Annotated in this window: 18 protein-coding genes, 1 rRNA gene and 1 pseudogene; 7 read left to right on the top strand and 13 right to left on the bottom strand. The window is 33.9% G+C overall.

Annotated elements, in window-relative coordinates; genetic code table 11:
* Nucleotides 1-166: 166 nt before the first annotated feature.
* The 5 genes from BN1242_RS00785 to BN1242_RS00765 all read right to left on the bottom strand — a co-directional run bounded on the left by BN1242_RS00785 (nucleotide 167) and on the right by BN1242_RS00765 (nucleotide 3,865).
* Nucleotides 167-571: a hypothetical protein gene (locus BN1242_RS00785; RefSeq protein ID WP_062350030.1), complete on the bottom strand. Its 405-nt coding sequence runs from the start codon at nucleotides 569-571 to the stop codon at nucleotides 167-169.
* Between the two features lie 119 nt (nucleotides 572-690).
* Nucleotides 691-2,637, bottom strand: coding sequence for a hypothetical protein (locus tag BN1242_RS00780; protein WP_062350029.1), 1,947 nt, complete (start codon nucleotides 2,635-2,637; stop codon nucleotides 691-693).
* Complete coding sequence (locus BN1242_RS00775; RefSeq protein ID WP_238985052.1) at nucleotides 2,630-2,881, bottom strand: hypothetical protein; 252 nt, start codon at nucleotides 2,879-2,881, stop codon at nucleotides 2,630-2,632. Before BN1242_RS00775 ends, BN1242_RS00780 begins: the two co-directional genes overlap by 8 nt.
* A gap of 301 nt (nucleotides 2,882-3,182) precedes the next feature.
* Nucleotides 3,183-3,563, bottom strand: a complete 381-nt coding sequence (locus BN1242_RS00770) for a TdeIII family type II restriction endonuclease (RefSeq protein ID WP_238985053.1) — start codon at nucleotides 3,561-3,563, stop codon at nucleotides 3,183-3,185.
* Nucleotides 3,467-3,865, bottom strand: coding sequence for an Abi family protein (locus tag BN1242_RS00765; protein WP_062350024.1), 399 nt, complete (start codon nucleotides 3,863-3,865; stop codon nucleotides 3,467-3,469). The genes BN1242_RS00770 and BN1242_RS00765 overlap by 97 nt, the downstream gene beginning before the upstream one ends.
* Before the next feature lie 361 nt (nucleotides 3,866-4,226).
* On the opposite strand from BN1242_RS00765, the gene BN1242_RS00760 reads away from it, so the two are divergent.
* Both BN1242_RS00760 and rrf read left to right on the top strand, forming a co-directional pair.
* On the top strand, nucleotides 4,227-4,421 hold the full coding sequence (locus BN1242_RS00760) for a hypothetical protein (RefSeq protein ID WP_062350022.1): 195 nt from the start codon (nucleotides 4,227-4,229) through the stop codon (nucleotides 4,419-4,421).
* Between the two features lie 7 nt (nucleotides 4,422-4,428).
* Nucleotides 4,429-4,543 (top strand): 5S ribosomal RNA (gene rrf / locus BN1242_RS00755).
* 188 nt (nucleotides 4,544-4,731) lie between these two features.
* On the opposite strand, the gene BN1242_RS00750 is transcribed toward rrf, so the two are convergent.
* Complete coding sequence (locus tag BN1242_RS00750) at nucleotides 4,732-5,229, bottom strand: JAB domain-containing protein (RefSeq protein ID WP_062350020.1); 498 nt, start codon at nucleotides 5,227-5,229, stop codon at nucleotides 4,732-4,734.
* Nucleotides 5,230-5,654: 425 nt separating this feature from the next.
* On the opposite strand from BN1242_RS00750, the gene BN1242_RS00745 reads away from it, so the two are divergent.
* The 4 genes and pseudogenes from BN1242_RS00745 to BN1242_RS00735 form a co-directional block, all read left to right on the top strand.
* Entirely contained in the window at nucleotides 5,655-5,885 is a 231-nt protein-coding gene (locus BN1242_RS00745) for a hypothetical protein (RefSeq protein ID WP_062350019.1), read from the top strand.
* Nucleotides 5,885-6,055 (top strand): hypothetical protein, encoded by a 171-nt coding sequence (locus BN1242_RS13565; RefSeq protein ID WP_158661024.1) that lies wholly within the window; start codon nucleotides 5,885-5,887, stop codon nucleotides 6,053-6,055. The genes BN1242_RS00745 and BN1242_RS13565 overlap by 1 nt, the downstream gene beginning before the upstream one ends.
* A gap of 383 nt (nucleotides 6,056-6,438) precedes the next feature.
* Nucleotides 6,439-6,834 carry a hypothetical protein gene (locus BN1242_RS13450; protein ID WP_062350017.1) on the top strand — a complete coding sequence of 132 codons (396 nt, stop codon included), beginning with the start codon at nucleotides 6,439-6,441 and terminating at the stop codon, nucleotides 6,832-6,834.
* Nucleotides 6,821-7,141 (top strand): annotated as a pseudogene (locus BN1242_RS00735) (rhodanese-like domain-containing protein); the annotation flags it as partial. The gene BN1242_RS13450 and the pseudogene BN1242_RS00735, both read left to right, overlap by 14 nt.
* Before the next feature lie 114 nt (nucleotides 7,142-7,255).
* Here the strand turns inward: BN1242_RS00735 and BN1242_RS00730 are convergent.
* The 7 genes from BN1242_RS00730 to BN1242_RS00700 all read right to left on the bottom strand — a co-directional run bounded on the left by BN1242_RS00730 (nucleotide 7,256) and on the right by BN1242_RS00700 (nucleotide 13,028).
* Nucleotides 7,256-7,507: a glutaredoxin family protein gene (locus BN1242_RS00730; RefSeq protein WP_062350013.1), complete on the bottom strand. Its 252-nt coding sequence runs from the start codon at nucleotides 7,505-7,507 to the stop codon at nucleotides 7,256-7,258.
* Nucleotides 7,508-7,606: 99 nt separating this feature from the next.
* The gene (locus tag BN1242_RS00725; protein ID WP_062350011.1) at nucleotides 7,607-7,993 is read right to left on the bottom strand and encodes a DUF302 domain-containing protein; all 387 of its coding nucleotides are present in this window, start codon (nucleotides 7,991-7,993) and stop codon (nucleotides 7,607-7,609) included.
* 358 nt (nucleotides 7,994-8,351) lie between these two features.
* Nucleotides 8,352-8,759, bottom strand: coding sequence for a hypothetical protein (locus BN1242_RS00720; RefSeq protein WP_062350010.1), 408 nt, complete (start codon nucleotides 8,757-8,759; stop codon nucleotides 8,352-8,354).
* An 89-nt stretch (nucleotides 8,760-8,848) separates the two neighbouring features.
* A complete protein-coding gene (locus BN1242_RS00715; protein WP_062350008.1) occupies nucleotides 8,849-9,682 on the bottom strand; it encodes a carbohydrate ABC transporter permease in 834 nt (277 codons plus the stop codon).
* 11 nt (nucleotides 9,683-9,693) lie between these two features.
* On the bottom strand, nucleotides 9,694-10,605 hold the full coding sequence (locus BN1242_RS00710; protein ID WP_062350006.1) for a carbohydrate ABC transporter permease: 912 nt from the start codon (nucleotides 10,603-10,605) through the stop codon (nucleotides 9,694-9,696).
* A 74-nt stretch (nucleotides 10,606-10,679) separates the two neighbouring features.
* Nucleotides 10,680-11,921, bottom strand: coding sequence for an ABC transporter substrate-binding protein (locus tag BN1242_RS00705; protein ID WP_062350004.1), 1,242 nt, complete (start codon nucleotides 11,919-11,921; stop codon nucleotides 10,680-10,682).
* Between the two features lie 66 nt (nucleotides 11,922-11,987).
* Nucleotides 11,988-13,028, bottom strand: coding sequence for a glycoside hydrolase family 43 protein (locus tag BN1242_RS00700; protein WP_203226019.1), 1,041 nt, complete (start codon nucleotides 13,026-13,028; stop codon nucleotides 11,988-11,990).
* 402 nt (nucleotides 13,029-13,430) lie between these two features.
* Here BN1242_RS00700 and BN1242_RS00695 point away from each other — a divergent pair, with 402 nt between their 5' ends.
* Nucleotides 13,431-15,230 (top strand): glycoside hydrolase family 2 protein, encoded by a 1,800-nt coding sequence (locus tag BN1242_RS00695; protein ID WP_062350002.1) that lies wholly within the window; start codon nucleotides 13,431-13,433, stop codon nucleotides 15,228-15,230.
* The last annotated feature ends 75 nt before the right edge of the window (nucleotides 15,231-15,305 follow it).

Below are 15,305 nucleotides of genomic sequence, written 5' to 3'. Positions count from 1 at the left end.
TAACGGGTTTACTTTTGAGGTGCAAAGTACTAATTCACATAGTTAATCACAATGTATTTCGCGGTATTTTCACAACAAAGTTCACATTATTAATCACACTAAAAGGCTTAGAAAAATTTCTAAGCCTTTTTACAACTCGTATTTTGAGTACGGTTATTCGAATTATTTAACTAACGGTTATTGAATGTTCTCTTAGTTCCTTTTTAACTTTAGATAGGTCATCGTAAGATATCCAGTCCTTTCTTAGTTTAATAATACGACCATTTTTTAAGTGTAACAATATTTCTTTTTCCAATACTTCACATTTATTTATATCGCTATAATTTATTCTCTTATCGCCTAAAGGTAATCTTCTGAGGTGTATAGTTAATACTTCATTTCTTAGGGTGAAATAGATAAGACTAGTCATTTTTGTTAAAAACCTTATTCCCGAAGCAACAGCTAGTATTCCAGCTATGAGAAATAAAATCGAGTTGTAATTTATAGCGCCCCAAAATTGTATTGCAGAAAAAATAAACCATATAATTGCACTTCTTTTCCATTCTGGATTCTCAACTAATTTAACCTCCATTTATAATCCCCCTTCGCTTTACGTTAAACTTATTTTAACTAATAAACCAGTCTCACTTTGTTGACTTATAATAATATTACCACAATAAGATGAATAGTCGCAAAATAAAATCCTCTTATTTATTTAAAATAGAGTATATCATTTATCGTAAACTGTTTGTCTGTCAGACCTAATTGCTGAGCAGGTGTTTTATTGATTCCTTTAGTTTTACTAGCTAAACAGAAATTGTAGTATGTTCGCAAAATGGTTAAAGACATTTGAGCATACTTTGGATTAAAGTTTGCATAGATATAACTTTTTCCACCACCTCTTGCTGTTACCAATGGTCTTTCTAAGATTGATAACCTCCTTCGAATGACCTGCATAAAATTGTTTGTAGGTCTATCGCTGACCTTCAAAAGCATATTTGCGACATGTTCATCCGAATATGAACTTATGTCTGTTGTACAATCAACAGAAAAATATCCTTTATCCGATGGAGGCAGGGGATGTTCAATTGGATTTTTAGCCCAAACTTTATAGGTCTGGATTCCGTCTGATAGAGTTTTATATAAAGGGAGCGCTTGCAATTCAGAAATAACTTTTAATGTTGCCAATTTGCTTTGCGACATTTTATGAAATCCATTTCGTTCGCCCCAGTCCTTCAACATAGAGGCTGCCTCGATATGTTCCTTATATGCATCTGGGAGATCCTTATCACGATCTACTTTGCATAGAAAATGATGGGCATTACCCGAAAGAAACTCATCATTAAATGAACGGTAGATAGCCTTCATGATAGTCTCATCTTCATCTGATACAAACCGCCAATTCTCCGAATGTAGAGTTTGTTTAATCAACCAAAGATGGGCGATCGCAGTATAATTTGAATTAGTATGAAGTCCATCAATATACTTTGTTCTTTTATAAAATTCATTAAATGATAATTGATATTCAAAATCGGTTTCGTTATCCTTTTCTGTTGGTGGTTGGGGTGAATGAGAAAAGCGCAGCCGCGCGTTTTTTCTTGAAAATCCATACAGATGGTCTTCCTTGTAGTAAAGTGTATCACGGTGAATATCTTCCAAACTAACCCTCCAATCATAAGCCACATCAGATCGAAATATATAGCCTGAATCAATATCTCCCGTCACTACTATATGCGTTTGCATCAACTTATCTTCCAAGTTATCGTATCGAAGACCTCCGTGCCCCTTTTTTCGAACATTGTTTAAATTGTAAATCAGTTTATCCGTATTTAACCACAGGGACTTGAATTCCATTGTTTTTAATGGTTTTTGCTCGTGTCGTTCTAAAAACTCAAGACATCTACGATATAGCCATTCCAATTTGTGATAATAAGTCTTTGGCGAAATATCCAATGCTTCGCAGGTTCTACTTACTGGCATCCGATTGAGAAGCATTTTAGCAAACGTCGGTAATATGTCATTCTTCTTTTGGTGGTAGGTAAATTTCTGTTCTCTATTCGGAAGAACATTGGTTATTTTCTTACATTCTTTACATTGCCACTTTTTGGAGCCACCACTACTTGTCCCTCTTTGGTAAAATGATTTTTGATTTATGAATGGCGTAACATCTTCATTCGAACACCCTTCTCTATGAAAAACATAGTCTGGTTCAATATCCATCACAGTGTCCATCGTAGCTAACCGCTTGATTTCTTCGGCTACGGACCAATTGGAGAGAGGGGTAACCGTACAGTTATGTGTAATCCTATCTGGATAAGGTTCATGATTCGAATTACAAACAATCACATCATTTCTGCCTTTCCCTTTACTACTAAGTTTATATCGACTCGGTTTATGCTTGATTTCTTCAAATCTCTTTTGGGGTTGTCCGAACCACAAACAATATGGATTAACACAATAATTGAACTGAATTGTATGAGTTTGATTGTTAAACATAAACTCAACGGGCTCAAATAATTTATTGTACTTTTGCGAGAAATGTCTCGGACTCAGTATTGGATAATCAAGATGTCTGTCCAACAATTCATCTGATGAAACAGGTTCAATAATTTTAACTACATCATCTAATGCAGTAGCTAACCGTTTAAGTTTAGCCAATTCTTTCGTCTCCCTCCATTTCAAAGATTTGAGCTAAAATCCGCTTGTTATAGCGTTTACTTTTGACCCATTCGAGAAATTTCTTATCGTTCAAGATATTTAGCAAGAACTCATCAACAATTTCCTCTTCGGTAAACTCTGTATATTCCGCATAGTATTTCACAATAGAACGGGTTCGTTCAGATATCTTCCAATTCACTTTTTCAGCTCTTTTATTTTTAGGCTCGATAAACTTCATTGACATACGGTTATTCACCTCCATTTTAAATTCACATTTCAATTCACACGGTTAATCTCACTCAATTCACATACCCTACAATAATTATTTCCATATATGTGATTTTGTATGCGAATTTAGGTGTGAATAAGTAAAATATTTATCAGTAAACATTGATATTATAACAAATAAAAACACATTAGAATTCAGTCGTGAATTCCAATGTGTTTTTAATTGTTCTTTTGCCTTTTTGCACCTCTAAAGTGAACCCGTTATTCTTTTGAAAGGAGGTTTTTAACTGAGAGAAATTGATTTTTATGCTTTTTACTTAATCTCTTATTCCAAAGTATTCTCTACGAATTCTCTGAGATGTTAGATTACCGACTTCCTCAAAAATTGTAAGGAGTTCTTGATAATTGTTGGGATTATCACCGATTTTATTCCACAATGATGAACCCAGAAGTACAAAGTCAGTATCATCCATATCAAATAATTTTCTAGGAATAGAATGACCACAATGACCATAGGGGTTTCCTTCACCCGCAGGGTTATATGGCAATGCAAAAAACGCTTCACATTCGGGAAATGTAGTTCGAAGAAGCAATAAGTCTCTCATAGCTTCTGCTGTCTGATCCAAGTTAGGTTTGACCGTTTTGAAGGAAAAAAACTCCTCATGGCCATTCTGCCTCCTAACATATAAATCAGAAATAATCGGAACCGTTGTAACGTATCAATTGTATAGTTCTTCAAAGCTGTTTCGATAGTCATAATATAAGGATAAAATAAACCTTTTAAGTTCATATCAAAAGTATATACAGCTAATAGTTGATTAAAGTCTGTATATGCAATTTGGTGAGCAGAACTCTTTATAAAACGATAGCCCTTATAGCCATGATAATAACCCATACTTAATAATTCTTTTTTTTGTTTGCTGCCATTAATTTTTATGTTTTTATTATGTCTTAAATGGCGCATTAATGCGTCTGTTTGTTTCCCCAAATTTTTACTCAATTTCCTTAGCACCTTTCAATAAATTTAATAATTGATTTTAGACTCTCTCTTGTATATCATATATCGAAAAATCAATAATTTTTAAGTTATTTTTTAAATGAGTAAAGATTAAACAAAAAGTTTTAATTGATTGAGTTTTGAAACGTACAAAAAATCAGACCTTTAACTTCAAAATACATCATAATTTAGAAGGAAAATACATTTATTTGTCGAAATAGAATATATGTCGCTAATTTGCCATTTACATATATTCTATTCGTCTATTCTATTCGTCCTTATGCTTAGAGATTGGTCAGGGTCAGACTTTCCAGGTTATCCGATGTCCGTCAATCTATGACTCCTCAAAAATGAGGTTCATAGATTGGCGGACTATCGGTCTGGTCAACCGATAGGCGTCAAAGTACGAGGTGAAAAGTTTATGGTAAAGTATGCGACAAAATGCTTCTGCACCGACTGTGGGACTTATTCCCACTCAGGTGCAATGGTAACTGCAAGTGATTGTAATTTCTGCGAAGAAATGAATCAAACAGATAAACCGAATGACGAAGCCGCGTAAGAAGAAACCTGGCGCTCATGGCGGAGGTGACACACCCGTTCCCATCCCGAACACGGAAGTTAAGCCCTCCAGCGCTGATGGTAGTGGGAAGAATTTCTTGCGAGAGTAAGACATTGCCAGGTTTTTTTTACCCTTTTACGTTTGACAGTAGGATATTTTGGGGTATGATAGAATAACATAAATTAAAGAGTTGTATACTTTACCATAAACTTTTAAAGATTCAAACGACCAGAAAAAAGGCCATTGGGTTACCCAATGGCCTTTTTTCATTTTCAACATATCGTTATCTTTCGTCATTTATAGAGTGGTGCTATAGGTTCAACAGGTAATCAACAACAAGCCAATGATTACTATCTTCGAAATACCCCTTTTCCTTCATGCTAGTATAGTTGTTTTCATCACCAATAATGATGTGATCTAACACACTAACCCCCATGATTTGACTTGCAAATTGAAGTGTCTTAGTGAGCTCGATATCTTGGTTACTCGGTGAAACACTCCCGGATGGATGGTTATGGAAACAAATAATACTTGCAGCATTATTCAATAGAGCCGTTTGAAAGACCTCTCTCGGATGCACAATTGCGCTACTCAATGAACCTTTAAAAAGAGGATGTACACCAATAATTTCATTTTTGGTGTTGAGGGTGAACACAACAAACTGTTCACAAGCTGATCTATGTAGATTTAAAACGGTGCAAACAGCCTTGGCTGCATCTTCAGGCGATGTGATTGAGATATTATCCAAATCGTATACTTCGCTCTTCTCTTTAACCAATTGAATTGAATAAATATTTATGCGTTCCATTTTTCTCACCTCTTTTATCTTCTGAACTCATATGTTTATATAACGTACCTGATTAATATCAGATGTATTAGGTGAGTACAAATTATAAAAAATGCGAAATTGATTCATTTGTTGATTAAAAATCAACAAAAGTGGCTTGATTTCTTCATAAATTCAAGCCACTTTGGAAGAATCTCGTATTTTTTCCTAATAAAATTGAAAACTCCGCCTGGATAAGAACACAAAAAATCCCCCCGTGATACCTTGTGCATAGTCCGGGTGGATTTTTTGTCTACTCTGCTCCACAGAGATCCGCATTTGGCGGTTAATTTTATTATAACCTAAGATAATTAATTTTAAAAAATCTATTCCGGATAATTTACGAATTGTATTTACGTTTTGTGAATGTTATTATTTGAATATCAAGTAATAGGGAGTGGATCCTCTTGTCGTCAAAACCAATGAATATTCGATTGGATTTTGTACATGTATCGTTACTAGAAAAAACGGTAGAAAGGTTAAAAGAAGACGGGGTAAAAACCAATAAAACAGATGTAATCCAGAAGGCTCTTTATTCTTTCTCTCGTGACATTCTAGGGATGGAAGAAGTGGGAAAGATTATTGATGAACACTACAGCGGAATTTATAAAGATTTAGACTTTAAGGAGGAAAAATAATGGATCATGTATGGAACAGTTTGCGACATTGGGCTGACAATTGGGAGGAAAGAATTGAGGATGAGAAAAAAAGGCCTGATTATAAAGGCAAAGAGGAATACATAAAGCAATTAAAAGGGGAATTAAAATCAATTAGAAAGGCAATGGATGAAATTCATAAATGGTTTTAAAATATATATCATTTTATCAAAGGGAGTCTGATAACAAGGATTTCCCTTTTTTGTCTAGTCTTATTTTTTAAAACCATTGTTTTAGTAGATTAATAGTTGTAAAATAATAGATAACTTAATAGTTCGGGAAAAGTAAAAAGAGCTTTAAGCGTGTATAAGAAGGCGGCAACCTTACTTATACCGTCGTCGTGCCCAACCACGACAACACTTGCTCCATGCCCTTTTAATTACTTAATCATATATCGTTATTTTAGGGTATATGACAAGTAATTTCAAGAGGGAATGTTTGTCCTATTTTGTCAGAGCGCTTGTTGTCGTATTATAAACCTACGGCATATTGGCGTTCTTTTTGTTTTCCCTAAAAAATAGGGAGGAAATACAAAATGGCTAAAATAATTCAAGTACCTTTCAAATCAGATATTGTTGTTCCTGTAGAAACGGCTCAATCTGTACAGGCAAACAGACAAAATCCTATATCTTTAGAAGCACTAGGTTTATTAATTAACTTACTTTCATATCCACCGACTTGGGAATTAAACAAAACAGAATTATATAAACGTTTCGCCAAACACAAAGAGACGTCCGTTAGATCTGCTTGGAACGATCTACTTGCGGCAAACTACATAATTGAATTTAAATATCGTGTCGGAAAAAAGTGGGAGTATGTTTACTACTTCCGAAAAGTCCCTTTTTCTCCCGAGGAAAGGGATGAAATCCTTGCAGCAGCAACGATTGAGTATGGCGGAGTTTGGAGACTTGATTTTCAGGCAGCTTGTTGAAAATAATGCATTTATAACCGATGCACGGGAAAAAGATGAATACGATGCTGGTCATTTTGTTAATGCCGTCAATATTCCATTAAGTGAATTTAGGGAACGATTAGACGAAATACCGAAAGACCAACCTGTTTATATTCACTGCCGTTCAGCTCAGCGCAGTTACAATATGGTGATGACCTTACAGCATATGGGCTCTACAAATGTATATAATATATCAGGTTCATATTTAGGGGTAAACCTTTATGAATACTATAATGACATAGTGACTGGGAGAGAAAAAATTGTTACTAAATATAATTTTAAATAATTGCCACGAGCTACAATCCGTTTACCGGTACTCGTAACTGTATATTGTATTGCCATCAAAATTAAAAAACAACGTATCATCCGTACGTTGTTTTTCTTTTTTTACGTTTCAGAGTCAATCAGAACCCGTATTGTCGATTATTACTTTTAGTATGCTAACTGGATCAAAGCCACTAATCCACTGTCCATTAAAATTAGTTTGTGGAACAGTAAATTTTCCAGTTTTTGCGATTAATTTGATTAAAGCTAGCGGGTGGAAATCGACATTAATCTCCTTATATGGAACTTCATTTATTTCTAGAAAGTTTTTTAACATGCTACAAACCGGACATGTTGTTGTTGTATAGACCGTTACCTCTTGTTTCATTAATGATCCTTTCTATTTTGAAAATAACTTTAAATATCGAATGATAAGAATGATAAAGTAAGGTTCATCATCAATCGATTCTATTTTATTATAACATCCTCACACACTCTTATTAATACATGCTATTAATCGATTTTCAATATCAGTAGCAATAGCCTTCAGGGACTCATCTTCTACCATTTGAATTAAAGCACTAGGTTTTGGGAGTCCAATCTTTGTTTTTCCTTGCTCATCTTCATACACAACAATTTTACATGGTAAAAAATATCCGACCAATTGATCGACGGATAATACACGTTCTGCTTCTTTTGGATTACATACTTCTAGAACAGTAAAAGGATGTTCTAAGTTGTATCCTTTTTTTTCCAAAGTTTCTTTAATATTAAATTGCCATTGCACACCAAATTTTTCCTCTTTTAAATTATCTTCCAGTGATTGAATTGCCTCTTTAATCGATTTTTCACTTTCAACAGTGTAATGAAACATCTACAATTCCTCCTTTATTATCTGGATCATACTTAAGTCCTCGTCTATACAAGCTGCAATTTGCCCTTTAAAAATGTCCTGTCTTTATCCTTTACATTTGTAACATTCGTATTCTCGCTATTTCTGATTCCCCTTCTTGTCAGAATAAGCTAATGCCAAAAACAAAAGCGCTGGTGCCAAATAAATAAGTCCATCTAGAAAATCATTAACGATGAAATTGATAACCGAACCTAGTGCAAATAATAGTCCTGCAAGTACGTATATTTTCTTTTGGGCACTTGGGGTCTGACCCCCGAATAGATAAAAGTGAACTTATCCCATCAAATAAACCTTTTGAATCAGTAATGTCGTCGGAATGCTAATGTTGAATTATTCCTTTTATAGCCTTATTTTTTGACAATGCAACAACAGCAGCAATGGAAGTTAGGAGAAGACTGAGGTAATCCGATAGAAAATAAAATACAACTGCTAGAAAAAGCCAAAAAATAGGGATTTTATATTGAAGACTACCGTCTGTAACATGTTTCCGAACAATAAAAATATTTATGAGGGCGATTACTATAAAAAAACTACCAAATGTTACAATAAATGTATAATAACTACTAAAAATACTATCCATCCCCATTATTTGCGAAAATGTAGGATTTTCTAATTTAGTTCCCTGACTTTTTATATAATTTGAATAAAAAAAGATAGTAATCAACCCAGAGATAATTTGCCATATACTTGCTCCATAGATTATATTTCTCTCCAAAGATCTTTTCATAATAACCACCTTAACTATATTAATATATAAAAGAATGTCCCAAAGTGTAAGGTTATTATTCCTTCTTGGGACAGTTCTATTATATAGTATTATTCTTTTACTGCAGAGGATAGCGACATTGATTGTAGGAAATATTTTTGTGCAAATAAATATAATAAAAATGTAGGGATAATTGCTATCAGTGCGCCAGCGGTACCAATACCAGGATATGTCATATATTGTCCTTGAAGTAACTGTAAGCCTGGTGTGATTGGTAACTTATCAATATCACTCATGACAACGGAAGGCCATAAGAAGTCGTTCCAAGTACCAGTAAAGCTGAATAGTGCTACAACAGTTAAGACCGGTCTTATATTAGGTAAGATAATTTTAAAGAAAATTTGAAATTCATTCGCACCATCAATTCTTGCTGATTCATCAAGTGACTTCGGTATTCCAATAACAAATTGTCTAACTAAAAATAGATTAAATACACTTGCTGCACCAGGAACAATTACTGCTAAATAACTATTAACCCAACCTAGAGCATCCATTACACCGTACAAAGGTATTAAGTTCATTACATTAGGAAACATCATGGAAATTAATAAACAAGTAAAGATAAAATCTCTGCCTTTAAAATTAATCCGAGTATAACCATAAGAGGCAAGAGAAACAACAACTAAAGTTAAAAGCGTATTTCCTCCAGAAACTATTAGTGAATTCGTAAACCATTTAATAATAGGGCTTGATTCATTATTAATAAGCAATTCACTGTAGTTACTTAAAGTCCAATGCACCGGTAATAAACTAACAATCGTTTGTATTTCATTTTCTGATTTAAAGGATGTCAAAACTGCCCAAATAATTGGGAATATCCAAAACACCGCCAATAAAAGTAAAAAGATAAAGGCGATTATTTTTGTTGCTTTACTTTTCTTCATTTCTCACACCTCTAATCTTTATCTCTCAACAAGTAGAATTGGAATGCAGAAACAACCATAATGCAAAGTCCAAGCATAACAGCCATTGCAGATGACATACCAGCGATGGATGCACCTCTTCCAAAAACGTTCTGTTGGATATACATTAATAAAACTCTGGTTGAATCATTTGGTCCACCTTGTGTTAACATTAATGGTTGTCCATAGACATTGAATTGGGCAATTGTTGTCGTTACTAAGGTAAATAGTAATTGAAACTTTATGCTTGGTAGAACTACCCTGAAAAATCGACTGATAGTCCCTGCACCATCTAGGGAGGCAGCTTCCAATAAATCCTTCGAAACACCATTTAATGCGGCAAGATAAATGACCATATTACCACCGATACACCACCAAACGGTTACAAGAGCAAGTACAATCCAAGCATAAGGTTGTGTATTAACAAAGTTAGTAGAAATATCAAAATAATTACTTAGCGGACCATAAGATACGCTTAGTAAAAATTGCCATATAATCATTACAGCAGAAATAGCAAATAAAGAAGGTAAGTAAAAGATTGACTGGAAAAATTTAGCCATTTTTGGTTTTGCTGATAAAGCAGCTGCAATAATTAATGGAACCACTATACAAAATGGTACAGAAAAGATAACGAAAAGGAATGTATTTTTTAACCCATTACGAAATTGTTGATAAAAACTGGAGTCTTGGTCAAAAAGAATTGTTTTATAATTGTCAAGTCCAACAAACTCAGGGGATGTAAAGAGATTCCACTTAGTGAAAGATATATAGATACCATATACTGCTGGAATTAAGAAAAATACTAAAAATATTAATAAATGTGGTCCAACAAAAAAAGCGGGCCAAAGATTAAATGATTTCTTTTTTTTACTATGCACCGGTTTTTTTACTGCCGTTGCGTCCATAGAAATTCACCTCTATTTTTAGGAAGATAGAGGAGGATATCATCCCCCTCTATGAAATATCCTATAATAAATAATTATTGTGCAGCCATTTTATCATCAACGATTTGTTGAATTTCTTTTAACTTTTGCTTAATATCCACTTTACCTTGTATCATATCCCAAGCGGAAGTATCGATTTCACTCATGATATAACCAGAACCTGGATCAGTTACAATTTTAATTACTTCTGGTTTATCCAATAAGAAGGATTGTGGCATATTTTTATATTCCTCATTTTCCAACATTGCTAAGCTAGTTGGATTTGCACCAGATTTAATCCATTCACCGATATTTCCTTGTAACCATTCGATAAATTTAACCGTTGCTTTCACTTTATCTTCGTTACGGTCTTTACTTACAAACATAGCAAATTGATCGGCACCACTAGCTTGGACAATATTATTCGCATCCCATTGTGGAGTAAATGTTTCGCCCCATTCGAAATCTTTAATTTCGTTCATCGTATTAACCATCCAAGTTCCTTCTGGCAAGAAGATGATTTTTCCATTTTTAAATAACTTAGTTGTATCTTCCCCATTCTTATTCATGTAACCTAAGTCTTGCATTTTCTTAAACTGTTCAAATACTTTTACAGCAGTGTCATTATTTACAGTTGGCTTTCCACCTTCCGAAAATTTTCCACCCATTTGTAGGTATAGATTGTTAAAGTTTTGCATTGGCCAACTAAATCCATATGCGAGAATGCCGTCTTTACTAGCAGCTTCACCAGCTTTTTCAATTTCTTCGTAAGTAACGATACCATCATCCACTGCACCAGGAACATATTTATCTACTAAATCTTTATTATAGTACATAACCCATGTGCCCATTGTAGCTGGAATACCATATTGTTTACCATCAACGGTACCAACATTCCAAGCGGATTCCACATAATTTTCTTTTTTAACTTCAGTTCCGTTAATATAATCATCCCATGAATCTAACATACCTTGAGCTTGGTAAGTGGCAACGTTTTCAGAAGCGATTAATGCTATATCAGGTACACCTTCTTTAGAACGTGTTACAGTAGCTAATCTGTTATTAAATGTGTTCCCTTCCATTGAGACAAGTTTAACTTTATAATCTGGATTTGTTTCATTATACTGGTCGATATTCTTTTTAATTAAGTCGCCATCAGGTCCTGTTGTAGATGACCATAATAAAATTTCCCCTTTTCCTGAACCATCTTTCCCCTTATCAGACTTGTCGCCACCACATGCAGCTAATGTAAGGGCGATGATTGTAATTAATACAAATAATAATCTTTTCTTTTTCATGGTAAATCCCCCTATTATATAATTTTATTAAAAATTTTATAAAGCACTAATTAAAACGTTTGCAATTCATTGTAGTTTAATCTTTTGTTCGGATTTGGTTGGCCCAATTACTTTCAATTTATCCTTCCCATCGAAGGTTAGTTTATCAATCGCCATTTGTCTATCGCCACTAGGATTATTTGGATCGGTATGAATATGATAGACAATGTAAAGAGTATTATTGTCAGGTCCAACAGTTACACTATTATGACCAGGACCAGATACACCAATTTTCATATCCTGTTTAAGGATAGGATTCTCTTCTGCCTTTTTAAATGGGCCTAAAGGATTATCTGATACAGCATAGCCAACACTATAATCAGGGCTTGCATAGAAATTTGCTGAGTACATTAAGTAGTATTTCCCGTTTCTTTTTAGTAAATACGGTCCTTCATTCCACTGGTAATCCCCATCAAGTCCTTCCCATTCTTGGTCAGGTTCGAGAATTAATGTAGATTGTCCTTCCAGTCTAGTTAAATCCTCATTCATTTTACTAACGAAAATCTGACTTACATGGTTGCCGTTAATAATATTTTCAGAGCAATCTTTTACATAATAAAGGTATGGTGTCCCGTCATCTTCAAAGAAGATATGCCCATCAATATATGATCCTTCTTCTGGAATTATTTGAGTACTTAAGTCTTTAAAAGGACCTAAAGGATCTTTACTCACGGCAATTGAAATCTGTAGGGATCCGCCTTCATTTCTTGCACTGTATGTCATATAATATTGATTTTTATATTTGACCACTTCTGGTGCCCAAAAGTCTCCATATGCCCATCGTTCATCTTGAGCATAGTGATCATATGCATCTCCCATGTCTTCCCAATCTACAAGATTATTAGACTTCCAAACTTTAAATCCATATGACGCCTCAGAAGTAGCGTACATATAATATTGTTTTCCGTCTTTTAGAATAAATGGGTCCCCAATATTTGACATACCACCAACAGGATTCGTATAGGTTATCGTATTGTTTTTCATGTAAAAAGTCACTCCTACTACAATTAGTAAAACAGCGATTAAAAAAATTGATATCCACTTAACTGTTTTACTTTTTTTACTCAAATTCTCACCTCCAAGTAATACTTGAAATGTTAAATATGTGTACGCTTTCAAAATAGAGTAAAAAAATAAAGTAAATTTTTACGGGATTTTTACTACACTCTAAATATATAAAAAATAACTTCTAATGTCAACGAATAATTTAGATTTTTTCAAGAAAGAAGGAATATTTTTTTACTATAGAGGCACTATAATAAAGGTTTATAAATATATAATACAGTGAATCTTAAAAGAAATATTAATTATAGCGATTAGAAAGTATTAATAAAGGAGAAAAACAATTGACTATCTACAATTAAATTAATATGATAGATAGTGAAAGGTTTTTTACTAAAATATTACCTAACAAACTTTTAAAATTAACTAAAATGTAAGCGGTTAATGATGGAAAGGAGACATATCAATATGTTAAGAAGTGAATATCCTAGACCACAATTCAAAAGAAGTGAGTGGCTAAATTTAAATGGGGAATGGGAATTTAATTTTGATGATCATAATATCGGTTTAAAAAACGGATGGTATTCTGGTAAGGAATTGTTTGAAGAGAAAATTAATGTTCCGTTTGCATATCAAACAAAATTGAGTGGAGTGCATGATACTACTTTTCACGATGTTGTTTGGTATAAAAGAGAAGTTACTATACCAGAAAATTGGGGAAATGAGAGAGTAATCCTTCACTTCGGTGCTGTTGATTATCGGGCATGGGTCTATGTAAACGGTCAACAAGTAGGTTTCCATGAAGGGGGACATGTTTCGTTCTCATTTGATATCACTGATTTCCTAACATACAAAACAGAGACGATCGTTGTTCGAGTAGAGGACCCTTCGACGGATGAAACGATTCCTAGAGGAAAACAATTCTGGAAAGAAAAGTCAGATGCAATATGGTATACGCGAACTACTGGAATATGGCAAACAGTCTGGTTAGAGCCTGTTAACGAAACACGGATCTGCAAAACGAAATATACTCCAAATATAGATAATGGAGACATTACGATTGAATTTGAAGTATCCGGACATTACGAAAATAAAAAGGTAGACTTAGAAATTAGCTTTCAAGGGGAAAAGGTAGCAAGTGAGTCCATTCAAATTTTTGAAAAGTACAATAAACGAGCGATTAATTTATATAGCCAACATATCTTTAGAACGAATTTTCATAACGACGGCTGGACTTGGACACCAGAAACACCGAATCTTTTTGATGTGAAATTGACATTAAGAGACGAAACGGATGAAGTGCTAGACAGTATTGAATCGTATTTTGGGATGAGAAAAATTCATACTGAAAATGGAATGGTTTATTTAAATAATAAACCGTATTATCAAAAACTTGTCTTAGATCAAGGGTATTGGCCAGAAGGTTTATTGACAGCGCCGACTGACGATGACTTGAAAAAGGATATTGAACTTGCAAAAGAAATGGGTTTCAACGGGTGCAGAAAACATCAAAAAGTAGAAGATTCACGATTCTTATATTGGGCGGATAAACTTGGTTTCCTCGTATGGGGTGAATGTGCTGCTCCTCCTTATTACAGTGAAGACGCTGTAGCTCGTCTTACAAGGGAATGGATTGAAATTATTGAACGCGATTATAATCATCCTTGTATTGTTGCTTGGGTTCCTCTTAATGAAAGCTGGGGCGTTCCTTTTATTCGGCACGATAAGCAACAACAAAATCATTCACTCGCTATGTATCATTTAATACATTCGTTAGACACGACAAGATTAGTAATTTCTAATGATGGCTGGGAATTAACAAAAACTGATATTTGTGCCATTCATAATTATAATCATGGTTCAAGTGATGAGGTTAGTAAATACGAAGAGTTTAAAGACAGTTTATTCACGAAAGAAAATATTTTAAATTCCCGTCCGGCTAAACGAAATATATATGCAAATGGATTTGAACACCAAGGTGAACCGATACTATTGACAGAATTTGGTGGAATTGGCTATAAAGTTGGCGAAGAATCCGGTTGGGGTTATACTTCAGTAAAAGATACGAATGAATTTATTGCAGATTACAAAAGAGTTTTAGATGCTGTGTATGCATCAGAAATACTTCATGGCTACTGTTACACACAATTAACGGACGTTGAACAAGAAATAAACGGATTATTAACTTATGATAGAAAACCAAAATGTGACTTAGAAGAAATTAGAAAAATAAATAATCAATGGCATCGAGAAACAATAAAAGGATAAGAAATACAACTCCTTCGTGCCTATATAATGAATTATACAAACCTTTATCATCATCTATTTGGAAGAGTCTGTTCA

It is taken from the genome of Bacillus kwashiorkori (assembly GCF_001375515.1).
Lineage (GTDB): Bacteria > Bacillota > Bacilli > Bacillales > Caldibacillaceae > Bacillus_BK > Bacillus_BK kwashiorkori.
Note: the sequence above shows the minus strand (reverse complement) of the source record. Positions and strands in the feature narration are given on the sequence as shown.